Source organism: Nonomuraea insulae (genome assembly GCF_042656245.1).
Genome location: NZ_JBHSPA010000041.1, coordinates 1 through 21,312, shown reverse-complemented (window position 1 = coordinate 21,312; position 21,312 = coordinate 1). Strand labels below are relative to the sequence as shown.

Here is a 21,312-nt window from a genome sequence, read left to right as displayed (position 1 = left end):
AATCAAAGCTCTACACGAGGCCGCTCGATAATATCTCTGTCGAGCAGAGTATGGATGTCCAATTCGGGAAGTCCCGACCGGTTGATAAATTCACGAAATGAGATTCCTGTCGTTTCCATCAGAGCCAGCGCACGGTGTAGGAGAACTGGGGCCTCCGGATTTCCTAGGGGGCCCGGTTCCACTTTTCGCCATCCTCGTACAGACAAAGCCTTCCATGCCTGCGCGTAGGTATGCTCACTCATGACGCCGAGCGTCTTTGCCCTGACCAGGAGGGCAGCCAGAGAAACGTGCCATTTCGCCTTCAGGCGGAGAAATGAGGGCCAGTCGAGTCGATCTGGAAGCTCATTTCTAATTTCATTAGCCGGCATGAGGAACGCGGCGGCAAACTCGTTAGCTTGATTTTCGGTCAGCTTGTCGCCGATTTGGCCGTTGACACCATGTAGAACAAGATGGCCCAGCTCATGCGCAGCGTCGAAGCGTGAGCGATCGCGCAATCCTTTGTCTGCCCCCAATGCGACAACAGGCCTGTCCGAAAAGTCTACGCAGAATGCATCAACTTTCTCGATGCTGACGCGAAATCGAATCACAACAATTCCATTCCTCTCTAGAAGCCTCACTATATCGTGAATGGGGCCAACAGGCACGTTCCACTGGTGTCGCACCTGAGCTGCGGCCTGCTCAATATCACCAGAATGAAGCGAAACTCTTTCGTCGACAGGAATGCGTGGAAGATTGAGACTCGGAAGCGCAACATACTTCTCGAGTTCGAGAGCGAGTTCACGCGCGAGGTGGACAAAGGCCAGCGCTTGTTGGCGATCCCGGGGAGAGGTGGATCGGAGACTTCGAAAGAACCCGCCGACTTCCGCTTGGGCGGGTGGGCGAGCTGGAGCTGCGAAGAAGGGCAGCGGCACACGCAGGACCACCGAAAGCCTGTGCAGGGTTGATGAAGCGGGCCTGGCGTGACCGTTCTCGAACTGGCTGATCGAGGCCGCGGTGACAGAACCGACCTCCCGGGCGAGCTGTACCTGGGTAAACCCCCGAAGCTCGCGCGCCAATCGCAGTCTGGTGCGGTCAAAAAGGGCCGCGATGTCGCGGGGGTCAAGTTGCGGGTCGCTCACGTCTCGTCTCCGAAGCAAGGTCCGGTCCGCTGGCCGGCGAACGGTTCGATCTTGTTTGATCCGCTCACATCTTAGGCATGCCTTGGTTACTGGTGGGTCAAGTTGGGCCGTCGATGCAGGCTGGAGGGGAAGGAACTTTCTTGACTTGAGGAGGTCTTGAGTCGTGTACGCTACCCACATTCGAGAAGATGATGTTCAAATCTGAGGTACATCGCCAGCGGGGGCGGGGTTGAAGCCCGAAGGGCGGGCATACCGACGAGGGCTACAGGGGGTGCGGATGTGGAGCGAAAGATCACACATGCCTACGTAAAGGCCTTCGCGGCGCGCGTGGTCAATCTGCCGCGCGACATGGCGATCGAGAAGCGTAAGCAAGTGAACACCTTGCGTGATCGACTGAAGTCGCACATTGCGGCTTATCCCGGGTTTTCGCTGGTGAAGATGCTTCACGGGGGGTCGGTTGCCAAGGGGACTGCGCTTCGCACCTTCAACGACTTCGACGTGGCGATTTACGTACAGCGTGACGATGCCCCCGTCGAGGAGGCCGAGATCGTGGAGTGGATCGCCGAACGTCTCCGTGAAGCGTACAAGGGGTTGCTCGACCCGTCACAGATCACGCCGGGCACGCACTGCGTCAACGTCTACTTCAAGTCCAGCGGCACCAACGTCGATGTCGTGCCGGTGCTCTACGAAGGCGACCCCGATGACCGTGGCTACTTGATCGCCAAGGAGGCGGTCGACCGGACGGATTGGTTGCTCACCAGTGTCCGCCTGCACCTGGCCTTCGTCCAAGCCCGCAAGAACGCCTGTCCTGAGGACTGGGCGCAAGTAGTGCGCCTTGTGAAGTGGTGGGTGCGCGAGCAGAACATGAGTAGCCAGGGAGACAAGTTCCGGTTCAAGTCCTTCATGATCGAGCTGATCTGCGCACACCTGCTGGACACCGGGCGCGTCGACTTCACCGACTACGTCGGCGCGCTGGAGGGGTTCTTTGACTACATCGTGAGGACCGAACTGCGTGAGCGGATCGCGTTCGACGCCTATTACTCCGCATTGGAACTGCCGAATGAGAGGGTCGGGGAAATTGAGATCTTCGATCCAGTCAACCCGATGAACAACACCGCTCGCCTGTACGAGGACAGCGATCGCGTCCGAATCGTGGACGCGGCCGAAGTTGCCTTGGACGCGATCACTGAGGCGAACTTCGCCACGACGAACGATCAGGCCGTGAAGTGCTGGCAGGTCGTGCTCGGCAGCAAGTTCCGGGGCAAGGAATGACAACGTCTTACACCCGCACCGAGTCGCAGACTTATAGCCTGGCTTCGGCCAAGTACGTCGTCTCAAAGATCGCCACCGATCTACGGCAGGTGCAGCGTTACTACGGCTCGCCCTCCGACGACGACATCGAGAATTATGCCTTGGAAGCAGCGCTGCTATCCTACGGCCGCTACGTGGACAAGATCATCTATGGGTTCCAGCGCAGCGGAAAATGGATACTCTCCTTGGAGTACACCAGTGCTGACGGGACTCTCGTCACCGACGATCGCGCTGGCGGAATCTACCGCCATGCCAACACCGACGGGGCCATTTTCACCAGTTACCTGTACTACAGCTGGAAATGGTCACAACTAGTCGGCGCCGATCGAGATGATTTCGTCGAGCTTCTGCCCTTCGCCCGCACCAGTGCTCCCGCTCCGGGTTACACCGGGGGCTACCACACCTCCGACCGCACCTACTCGGCCCACGGGACGGGATTCAACAGGAACACGTACAGACCGCTATGACCACCAGCCGCGAACTCTTCGAGGACGACCTCGATCTCCCCGACCCCTCGGCCCAGCAGCGCTACGCCCGCTTGATCGGGCTCGACCCCATCAAGGCCCGTTTGGCGAAAGAAGCCGAACTGATTCTTCAGCCACACCTGCTGCAGGAGTGGAGCCTCCGCACCCACAAGACTGTGCTGCCCGCAATCGACCGTCTAGCCCACCGCCCTCCATTGATCATCTTCGCCGGCGACGTGGGCACCGGAAAGACCACGCTGGCAGAGACCTTCGCCGACGCTGTCGCCCGCCGACACCGCATTAACGTGCGCGTCAAACGATTGAGCCTGCGCGCCCGTGGGACTGGCGCCGTCGGTGAGATGACCCGGCTCATCGGGACAGCGTTCGACACCGTGCTCGACGAGGCCCGCACCGCCGGCACGACAAGACCCACCATCCTGATCATCGACGAGGCCGATGCCCTAGCCCAATCTCGCGAAGCCAGCCAGATGCACCATGAGGACCGGGCCGGGGTGAACGCGCTGATCCGCGGCATCAGCCAGGTCGCAACCGAGGTGTCCGGAGTGCTGGTGGTCATGTGCACCAACCGGATCGGCGCCCTCGACCCTGCCATCCGTCGCAGGGCCGCAGCCGAATTCGATTTCAGCCGACCCGAGGACACTCAGCGTGCTGCCATCATCACGGATCTCTTCGAGGGAGTCCCTCTCAGTTCGTCGGAGTTGAGGCAGTTGGTCGAACTGACAGGGCCAGGAGACCGTGGATATGGCCACACCTACTCTGACCTGGTCGACAGAATCCTCTCGGCGACTTGTATGGCCGCATACCCCGCCGATCCCATCACCGCAGAACTCATCGCCGAGCAGATCCGCGCTTGCCCTCCGACGCCTCCGTTCACGGCACAACCATGAAGCCGCCGCCCAGCATGAAGCGCCCGAGTGCGAGCGGCGCCCGCTTGACCGGCGATGACGTGCAACACGCCGTAGCGTGGCATGCCGCCCTGCGCACACTGGTTCCGCACACCGGAGTCCAAGCCGTCACTGTCGAAGCTGCTCAAGTCGGCAATGTGGATGACGTCGTGATCGCCAAAGACCCTGGCCCCAACGAATACCTCCAGGTCAAAGCGACGGTATCCGCAGAACGAGCCGCGACCCTCGACTGGCTGTGCGAGCCAACGCGATCTGGAGGAGCGAGCATCCTGCAACGATTCCACCACGCCTGGAGCGACCTCTCTCGGAACGAGAAGCACCCCCAAGTGACCCTGGTCACCACTCGCTCCATCGACCCCGATGATCCAGTCCTGACCCTGCGAGATCGCCACGATCGACTCGGCGAGCGGCTCAGATACACAACGACGGCTCACGCCTTGGCGGGCCGTGGCCGCCTCGTCGAGCACTTGGGCTGCACCGACGACGAACTTTTCGCCTTCCTCGCCGACCTGCGACTGCGTACCGACGCCTCCGAAGCGGTCTGGCGAGACCACATCGCCGAAATCAGCTACGCAGCCGGAGTCCGTGCCGACGACACCGCCTACCGGCTCGGAATCGCCGAAGTCCGGGAATGGGTTAAGACCAACCGCGCCGAAAGAAGAGCCGACGACATCCGTGACGCTGTCGACCGACTCGGCCTTCACGCCACTGAACCGTTCACCATCATCGCAATAAACTCCCTCGACGAACACACGGCGAACCCCGACGCTGCGATCACCTTAACCTGGGCGGACCGGTTTTGCGGTAGCGAAGCCCGCAATCGCCGAGGCTTGAAAAACCCACAAGAGTGGGACAGCATCCTTCGGCTACAACTCATCGAAGCACAGCGGAAATTGCGAAGCCTCCGTGCTCGTCGCATACTCGTCACGGGAACCATGCGGCTTCCCACTTGGTTCACTGCAGGGGTGATCTTCCAGGAGACCGCAGGGTTCACCGTCGCAAAGGTCAAAGACGGGGAACTTTGGGTCCGACCGACCCGCCACGTAGAGCCCGCACCGATCTCTCTTTCTCGCCCGCTCAGCGACCTGACGGTTGGACGAGATATTGCTCTTGCTGTCGCAATCGCCGCCGACCTGACCGCGGATGTCCGCCAATATCTTATCTCAACTGGCAGTGATATTCCGCTCCTGACGGTTCGGCCATCCACGGGGACCTCTAATTCGAGTCTCACAGGTCTGGAACACGCCTTTGGAGTCGCGCTCGCCATCCGTGACCTTGCCCGGGAGATTGCACGCACTAATAAACCCCCAGTGCTCCATCTTTTCCTCGCCACACCCTCCGGATTTGCAGTACTGCTAGGTGGCATCTGGGATCGTGTTCCCAGCACTCAAACCTACGAAGACCTCGCAGTCAACGGTTACGAACCAGCCTTCCTCATTCCCAACTAGTCACATTCTGGGTTATCTGAAGTACGACGTCTTTTCCCGAGTTCATGGGTACCGCTTGGCGGGGCGACGTATCCATTCAGCCTGCTGTTGAGCTGGGTCCGCTTTGGGGTAGACGCGCCGGATTCTGCTGAATACGTGGATCTTGGGATGGTTCGTCGTAGATTCAGCTCGTGTCCGGCCCCCAGGGGCTCAGCCGTGAGGAGCTATTGGCTGCTCTGGATGAGATGCGGGCCGCGATCGCGGAGCGAGATGCCGTGATCACAGCTGGCCGAAGTCGAGCAGCTGAAGCGGCGGGCAGGCATGGATTCGTCCAACTCCGTCCAAGCTCGCACCCGCAATGGCTACGACTGCACTGCCTGCACCATCGACTGGGACGACCGGCAGGTCACTTACCCTCAAGGACAGGCCAGCACCTGCTGGACACCCTGCCGGCAAAGACCGCCCGATGATCGTCGCTGCCTTCCCCTCAACACCTGCCGCCCCTGCCCGGTGCGGACCTCATGCACCAGCGCCCAGCTCAGCGGCCGCTACCTCATCCTGCACCCACGAGCGATCCAGGAAGCCCTCGACGCCGCCCTCACCGAACAAACCACCCCTGCCTGACACGACCGCTACGTTCTCCGGTGCGGTATTGAGGCCACCATCCACCAAGCCGTCACCGTCACCGGCCTGCGCGCCCGTTACCGCGGCATCAAGAAAGTCCACATCGAACACATCGTATCCGCGATCGCGGTCAACCTGATTCGCCTGCACGCCTGGAGGAACGGCCACCCTCAATAGCGCAGACGCACCAGTCACCTCGCCCGGCTCGAACCAGCCCTGACCGCCTGAAACGAGTTGGCCAGCAAAACCCTACGGGCTACAACAGCGTGGTGTGAAGATCTTGCATGGCGCCGGTACGATCTGGCGCCCCGTTGGGTCGGGCCGCCGTGGCGGCCGTTCATAGTCGCACAGACCCACGCGGTCATCGCGTGCGTCGGTCGCCTGGGCTTGTCTGCAGGCAGATAGCATCCACGTCAACCTTTGGACATCTACGAGTCGCTGGTGCTCAGTTCGTTAGCAAGGGCTTCAAACTGCGCGAGTGCCACCCTGAGATCGGCCACGATAGACCGCGCAAGTTCCTCCGGCGTCTGCTGCGTCTCATCGTCGCGCCCACCGGTCCTGGGCCAGGTGATGTCGAGGTTGACCTTGTCTCGGCCGAGGAGTTCTTCGTATGTGAAGGACTTGAAGCGGTCGGTCTCGACACGCTCGTCTCGTGCCTTCCCAGGAAGATAGGCGTCGACAAAGGGCTGGAGGTGTTCGCGGCGGAGTGGGCGCTGCTTGAGTGTGAAGTTCTCTCCACTTCGGAAGTCGTACACCCACAGCTTGGATGTCCATGGGCCCTCGGCGGGGCGTTTCCGCTCGAAGAACAGGACGTTTGCCTTGACCCCGCCCGCGTAGAAGATGCCAGTTGGTAGGCGGAGCAAGGTGTGGACGTCATATTCTTTCAGCAGGCGGCGACGGATGGTCTCGCCGGCCCCGCCTTCGAATAGCACATTGTCGGGCAGAACGACCGCGGCCCGGCCGTCGATCTTCATGAGCTTAGCGATGTGCTGCACGAAGTTGAGCTGCTTGTTCTTCGTGGTGACCCAGAAGTCTCGGTCGATGTATACGGCCTCGTCCTTTAGGACCTTGCCGCCCTCACCGAGGACGTTGATGGCCGACTTCTGGCCGAATGGTGGATTGGCCAGGACCAGCGTGGCGCGGATGCTCGGTTCCGTGACGAGGGTATCCGCTACCTCGATGATCTCGTACGACTCGTCAGGGACAACTCCGTGGCTCAGCATGTTCATCGCGGCGAGCCGGGCAGTGCCACGGACGAGCTCGACGCCATGGAAGGCGAGGCCCCGGGTGACGCGGTTTCGCTGGTCGGGGTTGAGGGTTTCGGCCGGGTACTCGCGCCTGAGGTATTCGTTGGCCGCGAGGAGGAAGCCACCCGTACCGCAGGCCGGGTCAACGATGGTGTCGTCCGGAGTGGGCTGCATGCAGTCGACCATGGCTCGAATCAGGGAGCGCGGCGTGAAGTACTGCCCGGCACCTGATTTCACGTCGCTGGCGCTGCGTGACAGTAGTTCCTCGTATGCGTCGCCCTTGACATCTACGCCTTCTCGCGACCACTGGATCTTGCCGATCAGGTCGTGGATGAGGCGCTCCAGCAGCGACGGTGTCTGGATCTTGTTCTGTGCGCCCAGGAAGATGAGCTTGAACATGCCCGACTTCTTGCCGAGTTCTTCCAGAAGATGCTCGTAGTACTTCTTGAGCTGGTCGCCCTTCTTGCTGGCGAGGGTGTCCCAGTTCAGCCCGATCGGCAAAATCGGCGCGGGCAAGGGCTTGCCTCGCCGCTGCGCCTTCTCCTTCGCCCGCTTCTCCTTCTCGTCCATCATCTTGAGGAAGAGGAGATACGTAAGCTGTTCCACGTAGTCGATCGCGGGCACGCCGGCGTCGCGGAGCACATCGCAGTAGCTCCACAGCTTGTCTACGAGGGATCGAGTATGGGCGGTCGTGTCCCGCGACTCGAGGCCCAACGGCCCTGCATTGGTTGTCGTGGTCACGAGGACACCTCTTCCTGCTCAAACAAGCTTTCCTGCTCTCCCGTACGGATGCCGCTGAGGGTAGCGGGTGGCACAGGCAGAATTCGTGTTCCCTGGGAATCCTTCTCGCCGCTCCCATGAAGGGACGTCTTCACAGACTGTGCACGTGGCTTACCCGAGCGAAGTGAGTGACGGGACTTTTCCGCTGTGGCACGCTCGGCCGCGATTCGTTCGAGTAGCTGATTGGCGGAACCGTCATCCTCGGCTTGCCTGACGAGATAGCCCCGGAAAGCAGTGTCGAGCAGGGTGTTCCGCAAGTTGGTGGCACGCACTCGCGCTAGTCGCAGCTCTTCGCTCAGCGCCGCGACACCGGCTAGTTTCCGCTGCACCGTCTGAACGATCGCCCGCTGCTCCTCCAGAGGTGGCACAGGAAACTCCACGGACTTGAATCTGGTGGCAGACAGGTGCGCGATGTTTGTCGTGATCCTTGTCTCCTCCATGAACCGACCCGCGTGCATGTGCCGCCGGAATACGAGAAGTGCCCACTCGGGGTCCACCTCTGATCCAGCTCTGAACCGCAGCAGACTGTTGGTGAAGGCGATGTCCTTCGGTTCCCCTCGGTACATCGCGGGGCGTCCCAGATACTCTGGGCTCTGGCCTTCATTGAGAAGGATGTCATCTTCGGCGAGGCGGAAGCGTTCAAAGATCGCAGGTGGAAAGTCCATTTCCATGACGTCGCCTATATCGATTCGGTCCTCGAATACATTGGCGACCCGGAGGTATGGCCTCATGTTTGGGCCGGTGTGCCAATCGGGATGCCGTTGGCGGCCGAGGTCTACCGTGCCGACTTCGGACACCCTCGCCAGGCGCCAGTGAGTTGGTCCTGGTATCGGGACAGCGTCGATGAGGACGTGCTTCCTGAGAAGGCCTACCTTCTGGCAGGCTAGTTTCAGGGCTTCGTCTGCCGTCTGAAGGGTCGCGAGATGGCGATCAAGCGCTTCGATGATCCGCTGTTGCTCATCCAGCGGAGGTATGGGCACCGGGAGTTGCTGGATTTTTGACATGCTGATCGAGGCTAGATTAGTAGTCTGTTTGCCGTTGGTTTCGAACCACTTCTGAGCGCATTCGTTGGCGAACCATGCGAGAAGTTTCGGATGGAGAATTCCGCTATGGATTCGCGCGCGAAAGACATGATTCTGATGAATGCAGTTGGGAATCTGCCCTTCCCAGACCCACCCTCTACCGAGCTTGTCACGGTCACCGCCTTCATTGAGGAGGACATCGCCGGGTTGCAAGCGCAAGCGCTCGGCTGTGGCCTGTGGAACTCTGATCTCCGTGACGTGGCGAAGGTCGAGGTGGCCTCGCTGAACGTTGGCCACACGAAGGTAGGGGACCAAGGGTATGGCTGGGTCCGACTGCTTCTTCGTGTCCTTCGTGACACCCCCGACGACATCGGCGATCTCCCCAAGAGTTGCCCACACCCATGATTCAGGGGTCGGGAGCAGAGGTGTCATGCAGTCAGTTCCCTTACAAGCTCGTCGAGGACAGTGGTGGCGCGGTCGCCGAAGGCATCGTAGAAGGCATCTTCGCCCCCTCGCTCATCGAACGGTGCACGGTCGAGTGCGTCGTCTTCGATTTCGGCACTGTTGATGACGATTTGGCGGAGCTTGTCCAGGAACCAGTGCTGCATCGGTGAGAACTGGCCATGTGCCGCCTCGTGCCGGGCCAGCCAGTTGGTGTATCGCTCCTCAACCAGGCTGCGGAATGGACGCAGCTCGGAGTCGAGTTGCAGCTCGTAGCGCAGGATAGACACCAGATCGGTGGGCTTGGCCTGGTATCCCGACTCGCTCACCTGCACGCCTGATTCCTCGTATGCCTCCCACAGATGCACTACGTTCCCGACGAGAGGGACGCGCTCGATGCGCTGTGCCAGGTCGTGTACCTCCGCCCATGACAACCGGGCGGAGCCGTCGCCCTGGAGAGCGCGGATCAGCATGATCGAGTCGCGGTGGTCATCCAGGTAGGTGCGGAACGACTCCACCGTGGTGCGGGCGATCTGCGCGCGCGGCACCATCCCCGCATGCGTGATCTGGTCTCGACTGAGCTCGTCGATGGTCTGGTCGTGCTTGTCGCGGATCTCCGCGATCCGGTCGCGAAGCTCAGGATTGTCGGCCAGCGGTCGTACGGCATCGCGGAGCCGTTCGGCAACCGCGCCCTCTCCGCCACGTTCCGCGGTGAGCGCCAGGCCCTGAGCGTCCACCGCGGTGGCCAGCCGTTGAACGAGCTGGCGAAGTGTGGTGCCGCCGCCGACGTTGGCGAGTTCGTCGCGTTCGGAGTCAGTGATCTGCCGGTCGAGGGCGTCCAGGCGGGAGGCCAGGGTGGCGGTCTGATTCTCGTCCAAAGACAGCTGGGCTGCCCGGGACAACAGCTGCTTGAGGCTGAGCCGGTTCTGTGGGTCGCGGTTGAGCGGCGTGGCTGCACAGAGCGGATGGTCGGTGACGCCCACGGCGTCGACGATCACGAAACGGTCCTTAGCCTTGACATCCTCGTCCGGGGTGACCGCCTGGAACTCGTCCGGGTCGATAATGCGGCAGCCGCGGCCTTTCATCTGCTCGAAGTAGACCGCGCTCTGCACGCTCTTCATGAAGAAGACGCATTCCAGCGGCTTGACGTCGGTTCCGGTGGCGACCATGTCGACCGTGACAGCGATGCGCAGCTCAGGGCTGGTGCGCAGCCGGCGCAGCAGTTCCTTGGGATCGTCTCCCGCCTGGCGCGACTTGTAGGTGATCTTCGCGCAGAAGTCGTTACCCTTGCCGAATACCTCGCGGACGGCCTGCACGATGTCATCGGCGTGGTCGTCGGTCTTGGCGAAGATGAGCGTCTTGGGGACCGTACGGGAGTAGCGGGGGAACATCTGCGGCAGCACACGGTCGCGGTAGGCCTCGATGACCGTACGGATCTGGTCCTTGGCCACGACCGACTGGCCGATCTCCTTGGCCGTGTAGGTGTAGTCCTCCTCCAATTCCTCGTACCACTGGTGCCGGGTGCGCCGGTCCCTCTTGGGGACAACGGTCCTCGTGCCCTCCTCATCGAGCGCGGGGATCGTGGAGCCTTCCTCACCGATCTTCGTCTTGATCCGGAACACCGCGAAGTCGACGTTGACTTTGTCGGCGACGGATTGCTCGTAGGTGTACTCGCTGACCGGGTCGTCGAAGAACGCCAGTGACTGCGCGGTCGGTGTCGCCGTTAAGCCGACGATGGGCGCATCGAAGTACTGCAGGACGGCCCGCCACCGACCGAAGATCGACCGATGACATTCGTCCACCACGATCAGATCGAACGATTCAGGAGGCAAACCCGGGTTGTAGACGGTGTCCACAGGCGCGGAGGGGACGAACTCGTCGATCTCGTCATCGGCGTCTCCGGCCGGCAAGGACTGCCCGGTCAGCGTCCAGTAGAGGCGCTGGATCGTCGTCACCACGACGCTCGCCGACGACAGCACCGTCCCGCCCGACAGACGCTGCACGTTGTATTCCTCGGCCAGAGTCTGCCCGCCGACCGTGACGTAGCGGGCGAACTCACCGGCTGCCTGATCGCCCAGGTTGTTCCTGTCGACCAGGAACAACACCCGGCGGGCTCCGCCGTACCGAAACAGCCGATAGGACAGCGTGACAGCCGTGAAGGTCTTGCCGGCGCCGGTGGCCATCTGGACCATGGCCCGTTGATGGTTAGTACGCAAGTGGCGTTCTACGCCGATGATCGCGGCCGCCTGCGCGGGACGCAGACCGTCCTCATCCAGTTCGGGCATCGCGCGCAGCCGCGCCCGGAACGTCGGCGTCTCGGGGTTTTCACCGGCCTCTGCCATCCACCGTTTGATCGTCTCGGGCCGGTGGAAGGAGAAGACCGCACGCGATGCGGCGTCTGGATCGAGCGTGTTGGTGAATCGTGTTTCGATGCCGGTGCTCTCATACCGGAAGGGCAGCGGTTCATCACGTCGCCAGACGGCGATCCGATGCTCCGCGGGCAGCTCCCGAGCGTAATCGCCGGACTGCCACTCGACCTCGATGAGCGGGGTGCCTTCTCGCTTGGCCTCGATGACACCAACGATCTTGTGATCGACGAACAGCACGTAGTCCGCGCGCTTTCGCCCGATCGGGAACTCGCGGACGGCAACAGCGTCCGCGCTCAGGTTGAGGTCTTGGAGATCCTGTACCGCCCAACCCGCCTCGACGAGCATTTGATCAATACGGAGCCGGGTCTGCGCCTCGGTCAGCGGAGCCGCACGGCGAGCACGCTGGGCGATCGCCTCCCGCCGGGAGGGACGCACCGTCATCGGTTCGGCGGATCTGCGGTCGAAGTCTGCACGGAGTGCTGTGAGCTGGGTTTCGAGCGCCTGCACCTGGCCGGTCACCGCATCACGCTCGGCCCGGGCCTTGGCTAGCTCGATCTCGGCTTCGCGGGACGCCGCCTGCTCTGCCTCTGCCCTCGTGCGAGACCCATCGAGCACGAGCTTGGCCTCGGCCAACTCGGCCCTGAGACGATCCACCTCTCGAGCGAGGTCGGCGCTTGCGATGGCGGAAGGTGGTTCGGGCGGGACAAACGCCCTCAGATCCCGCTGGTCACCGAGAGCACGATGCAGAAGAAGCCCGAGCTGAAAGCATCGCTCCACACAACGCAGCGCAGTAGAAAGATCGGCATCATGCCGGTGCACTGCGGCGTTCCCCGCCTTGCGAATCTCATGGAAGACTGCCGTGACGCTTGGGACGAGGACGTCCGCACGGCTGAGGGCGCTGATCTGCTCCACCAGATCGTGTCCGGCGTGGCGGATACCGGTCTGTTGGATCAGGACCGCGGTAAGAACTTCAACGAACTGCCGACACTTGACCAGCGCAGCATTGGGGTCGGTGTAGACGATTGCTTCCGCGCCGGCGCCGTAGACGACCAGAAGCGGTTCGTACGGCAGCAGGAACCCGAAGTTCGGGGACTTGTCCGCCAACCCCTGCAGGCGTGGATCGTCGGTCACCTTTCGCCCCTCCCCGCCGCTCCCTGTCAATGACCCCGACTTTTCAGTGTGCATGACAGGCCGGAGGTATTTCGCCACGTTCTGGGCAACTCGCACGACCTGGATGGGGCACAATCTGATCACGAAAGTCTAGGCGAGGCTGAGGCTCGGTGTGGGCATACTCCTCGCGCACAACAACGCCCCCCAAGAGGATCCGCGTGCCGAACTACCCTCCGAAGACACAGGCGTTCCTGGACTTCGAACGCAACCTGGAGTACGCTAAACAGCTTGTCCGCGGCGGGGAAAATCTGACCGCGATGGGAGTGACGGCATTCGACGTCGGTGATCTCTATCGGGCGGCCTGGGTGCAGGCGGTCGCGGCCCTCGACCACTGGGTGCATCAGGAGGTCTACTACCGAGCGATCCTGCTGGCCCAGCAGCCGGATATGCACAAGCCGAGAAGATACAAAGAGTTCACCATCCCCATGGAGCTCTTCGAGGAGGTGCATCACGGCAACACGCCGCTCGACCAAGCCCTCAAGCGGCACCTTCGGCAGGTCATCGGCCGCAAGACCTACCAGGGGTCGGAGGACATCAAGGACGGGTTCGCCATCGTCAGCGATGTCCCCCTGTGGGAACGGGTCACCCAGGTCATCAACGGCGAACGTCCCCCAGCGGGGGAGAGGCTTCAGGTCAAGGACGTCCGACGGATGCTCGGTGCCATCGTCTGGCGCCGCAACAAGATCGCCCATGAGTCGGACCGCGACGCCGACGACAACGACAACAAGCGACCGATCAATGCTGAACAGGCAATGCAGGCGGTCGAGACCCTCCAGATGATTGCCGCAGCGATCTTGGTGGCTGTGGATGGACGAACCCCATGATCAACTGGAAGAAGCGCTGAGCCCACAGGTCAGTTGCTTCGGTCCGGTCCATGCCCTCGCTCGCGGCACAATCGTGGCTGATCCCATATCGGCCAGATCGGATCAGCCATCACCAAGGAACTGTCCACGGTGTTCAGGGCAGCAACCCGCGCGTCAGCCCTTCGTCGCGAAGCGTTTTGATGGGGACCTCGCCGGAACCGGCGAGCACCTTCCAGAAGTCCCACCCAGCGCATGACGTGACCCCTAGAACGAACTGGCCAGCACCGGACAGTGAGGGAAACACCTCACCTGTTGAGACCCGGATCCGGCCGTCGGGCTCGACAGTGGCTGCATATTGAGTGCCGCGTCTGCTGCCTGTCAGAGTCGTGCCTGGTCTGAGCAACTCCACGCGGATCAGGTCCGCCACGTCTACCTTGTAGTGCGCGCGGGTGCGACGTCGAGTTGCTTGCTCAGGCAAAGTCACTTGTGGGACGTCGAACCCAAGCGCCGAGGGCTCCCAGATCCTTTCGCACAGTGCCCGGTATAGCCGCTGCCGGTGCTCGATCGCATCCTTGCCGATTTGATCGCGGAAGGCCCGGAATGCCCCTGTGAGATCGACGCGCTTGATGAACTTGGTGAAGCCCGGGTTCTTCCGGTAGGTCAGGTCATGAAGGGACGCCGCGAGGAGGTTCTGGCCTCGGTAGTACTGAATCTTCTGCTGGTACAGGTCATCACGGTAGCTGGCGTTATCCGACTTCGGTAGCAGCAGAAGAGCGCCCAGCCGATTTCGCCAGGTCACGAAGGTCTGGTAGGTCTTGACTTCGGTTTGAAAGCGGTCGAAGTGGTTGGCCCAGATATGCTCGATCTCGTACGGCCTCGTCTGGTCCAGGTAGTCGGCGATCAGTTCTGCCCGGCCGCACTCGCGTTCGACGTAGTGAGTCATCCGCGCTAGCAGGTAGCGAACCTGTCGGCGGTTGTCCGACCTCAACCCGAAGGTCGAGATACCCTGGAAGTCGTACGGCAGCGTGGCGATCTCCGCACCGAGCAGTACGGAGATGTCTTTGGCGCTGGTGCACTTGCGAACGTTGGGGATGAGGCGATCGACCTCGGCCTCCATGTCCGAGGAGTTGGTGCCTTCGTTGTTGACGAGTCGCCGAACGTAGAGCAGATCCAGGAAGGTAGCGAGCAGTCGGGCCTTTTCCTTGAATGTGGCGTTGTCGTCATCGGGGCGCAGGCCAGCGAGGATCAAGCGCGTCTGGCAGTACAGGCCGTTGCGTGAGTTGTAGAAGACGGCTTCGAGGCCGCGATCCAGTGTCTTGCTCGCTGCGAGCAGGGTGGCGAAGCGGGGGGCCAGGGCCGCAAGCCACTCGATGAACTCCGCGAAGTCGGATGGACGCCGGAGTCCAAGCTGCTCTTGGTGGGTTCGGACCCATTCGTGGAACGCCTGTGAGATCCGCTGCCGATCGTCTGAGGGCTCTGACAGATCAGCGTGCTGGGATGTCAGGAGTGCCTTGACGAATTCTGAGGGTGCGTCCTTCTCCACAGCCGTGAGCTTCGACAGCATGTCGCGCCACTTGATGTTGAGGCGAGGTTGATCCTTCTTGCTTTCCTGAAACAGGAAGCTCTTGAGCAGATCGATGGGCCCGAGCCGGTCCCCGCGATCGTTCATCGTTTCGAAGATTTCCCAGCCGCTGTCCTGGCCGAGTGCTTTGATGCCGACCAGGCACACGCGGTCCAGTAGCCAGTCGTGGAAGTACGGCAGAGCGTCGTCTCTCAGCATGGTTGGGAAGTCGTCGGCTAGGTCCTGGCTGCGCTCCCACAGGTTGCGAACAGACACGGAGGGTGGACTATCTGGCAGTTGGTAGTCGGTGCCGTCGCATAGGGCTTTGAGTAGGGGCTCACGTTCGGGGATATCCATGGCGAAGGTGGGTTTGCCGTGCCGCACAGACCTAATGAGCTGGCCCAACTGCTCCGCCTCGGCGTGCCTCTCCTGGTCGAGCAGTAACCGCCGGACGTAGATCAGCAGAAGGTGCAGCGTCGTGATGCGCTGCTGGCCATCAACGAGATAGGTGATGCCGTCCTGCTCGTGGTAGACGAACGGTCCCAGGAAGTACGGCGCATAGTGATCCGTCTGCTCACGATCATCTAGATCGTTCCAGGACGCGGCGAACCGCCGCCAGAGGTCGTCGAGCAGGGCGGCGACGGCCTTCCGTGACCAGGTGTACTCGCGCTGGTAGTAGCCCAGCTGGAACCGGCGACCGGTGAAGAGTTGCCTGATCGTTAGTCCGTGGCCAGATATTGGGCTGTCCGCCATGCTCGCGTTTCTCCATGTCTCCCGACGCATGTCTCTCTGTTACGGATGCTGACTGGTGCGGTACTTTCAGTCAATCGACTGGAGTCTGTCCGGCGTTAGCAACCTGCGCAGATCTTGTTCGATGTAGTTGTACAGACAGCTCGTGCCACGGTGCGCCGGCCTGGACCTGACTGTGACGTTCCAAGCGCAGCTGCCATCGTGCCCGCGGCCGATTACAGGTCCTGACCGGAACCTGGTGCTGAACTCCGCCAGCGTGCGAGCGCATCAGCATGCCACCGGAGCGCCTCGACGGGTGGGGCGCGGGCGTCGGGGTTGCTCAGACCTCCTCCCGCCCGTCCGGCCATGGTTTCGTTGTGATCGCTCAGGCCCAGGCAATGACTAGTTGAGTGTGGCGCTTCGGGAAGATTCGGCCGATGGCCGGGGCTGGAGCGATGACGTCTGCGGGGTGGAGGGTGAAGTGCGGGCCGGGGCCGTAGCGCCAATCGCGGTCCCAGGTCTGCACATGAGTGAGCAGTTGCTGGGCGAGTTCCGCGCCGTGGGAGCCGTGTCCGTGGACGCCGAACTCGTGGCGGAGTTGCTCGGTTTCGTGGTCGCGCGGTGTTTCGCGGACGGTGAGGTAGGCGAAGCTGCCGGGCGTGACGAGGGCCGGGCAGAACCATCGAGCGGCGGGCTTGATGAGGCCGCTGTCTCGGTCTGGGTCTTGCCAGATAAGGCCGAAGGTTTTGTCCACGGTGGCGAGCCAGAGGTGCAGCGTGCTGAACGGCTCGGTGCAGGCGACCGTGACGCCGGTCCACACCTCACTTCGGTGATCGACCAGTGCCTGGTCCAGCGCGGAGGCATTGAGGGTGGGACCGCCGTCGATTGTCAAGGTCACTGCTCCGTCAGCGAGGGCAGCTACTTGCGCCTGGTGCGCTCCTGCGCCCTGCATGGGTACGAAACCGCACACCGTCGGATCCAGCCCGATGAAGCGATCTCCATCGCGGACGAAGGTGATGGAGCGGGTGATTCCGCAGAAGCGCAGCGGCACGACCATGCGCCCGTCCGGAGCGAGCAGGTGCGCCCATGGACAGTCCCAGGCGCCGACCGTGACGAGGATGGCGTCGTAGGGGCCGTGCTCCTCGGCGGCGTGCTCGGCGTCTCCAAGAACGACTTTCACGTGTGGGTAGCCGGTCTCGGCGAGGAAGCGGGTGGCTCGCTCGGTGACGAAGGGATCGATGTCCATCGTGACCACGCAGCCCTCGGGGCCGACGATTTCGGCGATGAGTGCGGCGTTGTAGCCGCCTGAGCCGATTTCGAGCACTCTCGCCCCGGGCGCGAGCCGCGAGGTTTCGAGCATCTCGGCTTGGAGCCATGGGGCGCTGACGGAACTGATCGCCTTGCCAGCGGCGTTGCGTTTGGTGATGACGACGTCCGTGGCGGAGTAGGCGGCCGACAGGGACGGCGCTTCGGGAGCAAACTTCTCGCGCGGGACCGTCGCGAACGCGGCGGCTACCTCAGGAGAGCGGATCGAACCTCGTTTCTTTAGCTGGGTGACCATGTCGGCGCGCAGGCGATCGGCAGACTCCGATGACAGATTGTCATTGCTCACTTGCTCAACGTTAGCTTCGGTCTCCGACAGTTTCCGCATGACGGAGGTCGCCCCACCCGGCGAGGAGGGATGTGCGTGCGGCGTCAGATGGGTACCGTCAGTGCGTGGATGCGTGCAGGATACGGATCGCCTTGTTCCTTGCGGTGCGGGACGTGCCGTACGCGACGGACGGTGCTCACGACGCCGAGACGCTGATGACGGTGGGGCGGGGCGATTGCCTGGCCAAGTCCGCCTACCTGATCGAGGGCTTGCGGGCACTCGGTCACCAGGTCCGGCGGGTCCGATGGCTGTATCACCTGCCCGACCGGCCGGCAGAGGTGCGGCTGCTGCCGTCACGGGAGGACGTGCACTCAGCTGCGGAAGTATTGATCGATGGCCGGTGGACGCTGGTGGATGCCACGCACGATCCGCCCCTGGCCGCCGCCGGGCTGGCCGTAGCCGATTGGGACGGCATCACTGACACCATCCCGGCTTACGAGCCGCGTGGGCCGCTGTGGCGACCCGGGGGCGGACCCGAACCGGTACCGAACGCCGACGTTAACGCCACCTACGACGCCGACAGCGGTGACTGCTATCAGAAAGCGTTCAACCGCTGGTTGCGCGAGGCCCGCGCCGGAGCCGCAACGAACGCGCCCCGGCCGGGAGCGGCTGATGTCTGACGCTTCGCCGCTCCACGCTGATGCCGCTTTTGCCCGCCACACCTACCTGGTCATCGACTTCGAGGGGTTGACCCCGGCCGGGCGTCCCGCCGTTCCGGTGGAGGTGGCGGTCCTCGCCCTCACCGTTACCGCTGGCGGGTTGTCGGAGCTGTGGAATTTTGAATCGTTGATCGCGCCTTCGGCCGATGTGGCCGTCACCTTCTTCGACGTGCGCATGACGGGCATTACCGCGGCGATGTTGGCCACGGCTGCCGGACCCGAACAGGTCATGGCGGACCTCGACCGTCGGCTCGCGGCGCCGCCGTACCGGCTGGTCGCTCACCACGCGCCCATCGAGGCGGGACTCATCGCCCACCAGCGGCAGCACTGCCCTAACCTGGCCGCTGTCCCACTGCTGGACACCGTACGGCTGGCCCGCGCGCTGTACCCGGAGCTGCCGTCACACCGGCTGGACGTCCTGGTGAGGCATCTGCGCATCGAGCCGCCTGTGCGTCGTCATCGGGCGATGCCGGACGTGCAGGCCACGGCTCGGGTATTCGAGCGCTTGGTGGCCGAGGGCGGGCGGACAAATCGATGGCGCACGCTTTTCGATCTTGACCGCGTTGGTGGGTTGGCGCCCAAGCGTCTGGCATCACCGGACGGAGTTCAGGCCGGACTGTTCTGAGGCCCCAGCACGCAGCATGACGATGGCGGCCTCCACGGCGGGAGAGCCTCGATAACGCCGACGTCGCCTCCTTCGCCAGTCTCACCGCCGCCAACGTTCAGCATGCCCGCTCGTGAGGAGCCACAGGAATCTCCCTGGTGACCTGCGGGGACGCTTTAAAGCATCGCGTCCGTGTTCGCGAGTGTGCAGGCCATAGCCGTGCCGGTGCCTACTTCCCCGCCCCTCTTGGGATGCGGACGCGTGAACACATCTGCTGCGACAAACCGGGCGGCGGTGAGGCCGGTGGAGAAGTCGAACCACCGATACCTCACCGCCGGGCGAGACAGCCGCGCATCACGAAGGAGCAGAGGACATGACGATCAAGTTCGGCTTCTACGGCCGGGTATCGACCGAGGACAACCAGGATCCGCAGGCATCACGGGCCTGGCAGCTGCATCGGGCGCGGGCGTTGATCGAGTCGCGGGGCGGGGTGATCGTCGCGGAGTTCTTCGACGTCGATAAGTCTCGCTCGATCCCCTGGCAGCTCCGGCCGCACGCGGCGGCGCTCCTCGAGGAGCTGAAGGCCCCGCGGCGGGGCTTCGACGCGGTGGTGATCGGGGAGCCGCAGCGGGCCTTCTACGGCAACCAGTACAGCCTCACCTTCCCGCTGTTTGAGCACTTCGGCGTCCCGCTGTGGGTACCGGAGGTGGGCGGCCCGATCGACCCGGCGAACGAGGCCCATGACATGATCATGGGTGTCTTCGGCGGGTTGTCGAAGGGTGAGCGGAACCGGATCAAGATCCGGGTGTGGGCTGCCATGGCGGCGATCACGGCGACCGAAGGCAGGTTCCTGGGCGGGCGTCCGCCGTACGGGTACCAGCTCGCCGACGCCGGTCCGCACCCGAACCCGGGCAAGGCGGCCGACGGCCGGAGACTGCGCAGGCTGGTGGCCGATCCGGTCACCTCACTGGTGGTGCGGTGGATCTACCGCGAGTTCCTCAAAGGGCGGGGCTATCTGGACCTCGCCGAAGAGCTGACGCTGCAGGGCATCCTCTGTCCATCGGCCAGCGATCCCGAGAGGAACAAACATCGAGATCAGCGGGCGTGGTCGAAGTACGCCGTCCGGGTGATCCTCACCAACCCCCGCTACACCGGCCACCAAGTGTGGAACAAGCAGCGCAAGGACGAGGTCCTGCTGAACGTGGAGAATGTCGCGCTGGGGACCACGACCAAGCAGCGATGGAACACCAAGGACAAGTGGATCTGGTCGGAGCATCCCGTCCATGACGCGCTCGTGAGCGTCGAGGACTACCAGCGCGTTCAGGACATCCTGGCCAAGCGCGCGAGCGGCCAATACAGCCAGCGCCCTCATCCCACCCGGCGTCCGTACGCCTTGCGGGGCGTACTGTTCTGCGGGTACTGCGAGTGCCGTATGCAGGGCAGCTGGAACAACCAGCAGGCCTACTACCGGTGCCGCCTCCCCGCCCAGGACGCTAACGCCGGCGTCCACCATCCCAAGATGGTCTACCTGCGGGAGGCGGAAATCCTCGGTGAGGTCGATGGCTGGCTGGCGACCGCGTTCGGGCCGGACGCGCTGGAACGCACGATCGCGGCCATGAGCGAGCAGGCGATCGACCCGAACGAGACCACCCAGCTCGACCCACGAAAACCGCTGGCAATGTGCGATCGCAAGGTCAGCCAGTACCGGTCCGCGCTGGACGTTGGAGGCGATTCGATCGAGATGTTCCCGCGGATCAGCGAGCCCAAGAACGAAAGCGACTGCCGGGAGGAGAAGTTGAAGGCCGTCCCGGCCGGGCAGCCCGCCAGCGTCGCGGAGATCAGATCGATGATCGAGGAAATCGCCGACGTAGTGAGCCTCGTCGCAGAGGCAGACGCCAGCGACAAGGCTGAGATCTACACCCGGCTCGGCCTGAAACTCACGTATTACCCGGACAAGCACTATGTGGAGGCCCGGGTTGAACCAAGACCCTCACCTGTGCGATCGGTGAGTGTCCGTGCGAGACTTACCGCCGTCCTCCGGCTGAATGCGTGAACGGTGCCTAATTCGCGTACCGGGATAGGGGCAGCGTCTGGATTGGTGATCAAGGCCGCTACCCTGCGCCGGTGCTGCTTTCGCGGGTCTCGCCTGCTCCGGGCGCCCGTCGGAGTGTAGAGAGTCAACCCGGGCACAGGCCTTGGCAGAGGCGCGGCACCTGCGCCTGGTGCCCGGGCACACCGGCGTAGCCTCCTGACAGGTGAATCGGGACCTGGCTTCCAGCGATCGCTCGAACTGGACCGCACCGTCGAGGGTGGTACCGCGACCATGGTGCCCATGCTTGCGGGGGATGAGGCGCCCGGCCAGTTCCGGACATGGTCCCAAATGCGCCTATATGCCTGACTTTATCA

General features: G+C 62.9%; 15 protein-coding genes. 9 read left to right on the top strand and 6 right to left on the bottom strand.

Annotated elements, in window-relative coordinates; translation table 11 throughout:
- Nucleotides 1-2: 2 nt before the first annotated feature.
- A complete protein-coding gene (locus ACFPZ3_RS33370) occupies nucleotides 3-1,118 on the bottom strand; it encodes a helix-turn-helix domain-containing protein (RefSeq protein WP_379518281.1) in 1,116 nt (371 codons plus the stop codon).
- Between the two features lie 279 nt (nucleotides 1,119-1,397).
- On the opposite strand from ACFPZ3_RS33370, the gene ACFPZ3_RS33365 reads away from it, so the two are divergent.
- The 5 genes from ACFPZ3_RS33365 to ACFPZ3_RS33345 all read left to right on the top strand — a co-directional run bounded on the left by ACFPZ3_RS33365 (nucleotide 1,398) and on the right by ACFPZ3_RS33345 (nucleotide 6,047).
- Complete coding sequence (locus tag ACFPZ3_RS33365) at nucleotides 1,398-2,390, top strand: CBASS oligonucleotide cyclase (protein ID WP_379518280.1); 993 nt, start codon at nucleotides 1,398-1,400, stop codon at nucleotides 2,388-2,390.
- Nucleotides 2,387-2,896: an HORMA-1 domain-containing protein gene (locus tag ACFPZ3_RS33360; RefSeq protein ID WP_379518279.1), complete on the top strand. Its 510-nt coding sequence runs from the start codon at nucleotides 2,387-2,389 to the stop codon at nucleotides 2,894-2,896. Before ACFPZ3_RS33365 ends, ACFPZ3_RS33360 begins: the two co-directional genes overlap by 4 nt.
- Nucleotides 2,893-3,801 carry an AAA family ATPase gene (locus tag ACFPZ3_RS33355; RefSeq protein WP_379518278.1) on the top strand — a complete coding sequence of 303 codons (909 nt, stop codon included), beginning with the start codon at nucleotides 2,893-2,895 and terminating at the stop codon, nucleotides 3,799-3,801. The genes ACFPZ3_RS33360 and ACFPZ3_RS33355 overlap by 4 nt, the downstream gene beginning before the upstream one ends.
- The gene (locus ACFPZ3_RS33350) at nucleotides 3,798-5,267 is read left to right on the top strand and encodes an SAVED domain-containing protein (protein WP_379518277.1); all 1,470 of its coding nucleotides are present in this window, start codon (nucleotides 3,798-3,800) and stop codon (nucleotides 5,265-5,267) included. The genes ACFPZ3_RS33355 and ACFPZ3_RS33350 overlap by 4 nt, the downstream gene beginning before the upstream one ends.
- A 630-nt stretch (nucleotides 5,268-5,897) precedes the next feature.
- Nucleotides 5,898-6,047, top strand: coding sequence for a transposase (locus ACFPZ3_RS33345; protein WP_379518355.1), 150 nt, complete (start codon nucleotides 5,898-5,900; stop codon nucleotides 6,045-6,047).
- Between the two features lie 251 nt (nucleotides 6,048-6,298).
- On the opposite strand, the gene ACFPZ3_RS33340 is transcribed toward ACFPZ3_RS33345, so the two are convergent.
- Genes ACFPZ3_RS33340 through ACFPZ3_RS33330 form a run of 3 tightly spaced genes read right to left on the bottom strand, consistent with a single transcriptional unit; the run spans nucleotide 6,299 to nucleotide 12,860 of the window.
- Entirely contained in the window at nucleotides 6,299-7,858 is a 1,560-nt protein-coding gene (locus tag ACFPZ3_RS33340; RefSeq protein ID WP_379518276.1) for a type I restriction-modification system subunit M, read from the bottom strand.
- The gene (locus tag ACFPZ3_RS33335; protein WP_379518275.1) at nucleotides 7,855-9,351 is read right to left on the bottom strand and encodes a restriction endonuclease subunit S; all 1,497 of its coding nucleotides are present in this window, start codon (nucleotides 9,349-9,351) and stop codon (nucleotides 7,855-7,857) included. Before ACFPZ3_RS33335 ends, ACFPZ3_RS33340 begins: the two co-directional genes overlap by 4 nt.
- Nucleotides 9,348-12,860 (bottom strand): DEAD/DEAH box helicase family protein, encoded by a 3,513-nt coding sequence (locus tag ACFPZ3_RS33330; protein ID WP_379518274.1) that lies wholly within the window; start codon nucleotides 12,858-12,860, stop codon nucleotides 9,348-9,350. The genes ACFPZ3_RS33335 and ACFPZ3_RS33330 overlap by 4 nt, the downstream gene beginning before the upstream one ends.
- 197 nt (nucleotides 12,861-13,057) lie before the next feature.
- On the opposite strand from ACFPZ3_RS33330, the gene ACFPZ3_RS33325 reads away from it, so the two are divergent.
- A complete protein-coding gene (locus tag ACFPZ3_RS33325; RefSeq protein ID WP_379518273.1) occupies nucleotides 13,058-13,723 on the top strand; it encodes a hypothetical protein in 666 nt (221 codons plus the stop codon).
- 133 nt (nucleotides 13,724-13,856) lie between these two features.
- Here the strand turns inward: ACFPZ3_RS33325 and ACFPZ3_RS33320 are convergent, their stop codons facing one another.
- Complete coding sequence (locus ACFPZ3_RS33320) at nucleotides 13,857-16,016, bottom strand: GmrSD restriction endonuclease domain-containing protein (RefSeq protein ID WP_379518272.1); 2,160 nt, start codon at nucleotides 16,014-16,016, stop codon at nucleotides 13,857-13,859.
- Nucleotides 16,017-16,377: 361 nt separating this feature from the next.
- Nucleotides 16,378-17,604 carry a methyltransferase, FxLD system gene (fxlM, locus tag ACFPZ3_RS33315; protein WP_379518271.1) on the bottom strand — a complete coding sequence of 409 codons (1,227 nt, stop codon included), beginning with the start codon at nucleotides 17,602-17,604 and terminating at the stop codon, nucleotides 16,378-16,380.
- Nucleotides 17,605-17,708: 104 nt separating this feature from the next.
- On the opposite strand from fxlM, the gene ACFPZ3_RS33310 reads away from it, so the two are divergent.
- From ACFPZ3_RS33310 to ACFPZ3_RS33300, 3 genes are all read left to right on the top strand, one after another.
- Nucleotides 17,709-18,263 carry a transglutaminase-like domain-containing protein gene (locus ACFPZ3_RS33310; RefSeq protein ID WP_379518270.1) on the top strand — a complete coding sequence of 185 codons (555 nt, stop codon included), beginning with the start codon at nucleotides 17,709-17,711 and terminating at the stop codon, nucleotides 18,261-18,263.
- Nucleotides 18,256-18,927, top strand: coding sequence for a 3'-5' exonuclease (locus ACFPZ3_RS33305; protein WP_379518269.1), 672 nt, complete (start codon nucleotides 18,256-18,258; stop codon nucleotides 18,925-18,927). Before ACFPZ3_RS33310 ends, ACFPZ3_RS33305 begins: the two co-directional genes overlap by 8 nt.
- A 352-nt stretch (nucleotides 18,928-19,279) precedes the next feature.
- The gene (locus ACFPZ3_RS33300) at nucleotides 19,280-20,959 is read left to right on the top strand and encodes a recombinase family protein (RefSeq protein WP_379518268.1); all 1,680 of its coding nucleotides are present in this window, start codon (nucleotides 19,280-19,282) and stop codon (nucleotides 20,957-20,959) included.
- Nucleotides 20,960-21,312 lie beyond the last annotated feature (353 nt).

Coding starts and splice junctions, on each gene's coding strand:
- ACFPZ3_RS33360 (WP_379518279.1), top strand. CDS start 2,387: ATGACAACGTCTTACACCCGCACCGAGTCGCAGACTTATAGCCTGGCT.
- ACFPZ3_RS33355 (WP_379518278.1), top strand. CDS start 2,893: ATGACCACCAGCCGCGAACTCTTCGAGGACGACCTCGATCTCCCCGAC.
- ACFPZ3_RS33350 (WP_379518277.1), top strand. CDS start 3,798: ATGAAGCCGCCGCCCAGCATGAAGCGCCCGAGTGCGAGCGGCGCCCGC.
- ACFPZ3_RS33335 (WP_379518275.1), bottom strand. CDS start 9,351: ATGACACCTCTGCTCCCGACCCCTGAATCATGGGTGTGGGCAACTCTT.
- ACFPZ3_RS33320 (WP_379518272.1), bottom strand. CDS start 16,016: ATGGCGGACAGCCCAATATCTGGCCACGGACTAACGATCAGGCAACTC.
- ACFPZ3_RS33305 (WP_379518269.1), top strand. CDS start 18,256: ATGTCTGACGCTTCGCCGCTCCACGCTGATGCCGCTTTTGCCCGCCAC.
- ACFPZ3_RS33300 (WP_379518268.1), top strand. CDS start 19,280: ATGACGATCAAGTTCGGCTTCTACGGCCGGGTATCGACCGAGGACAAC.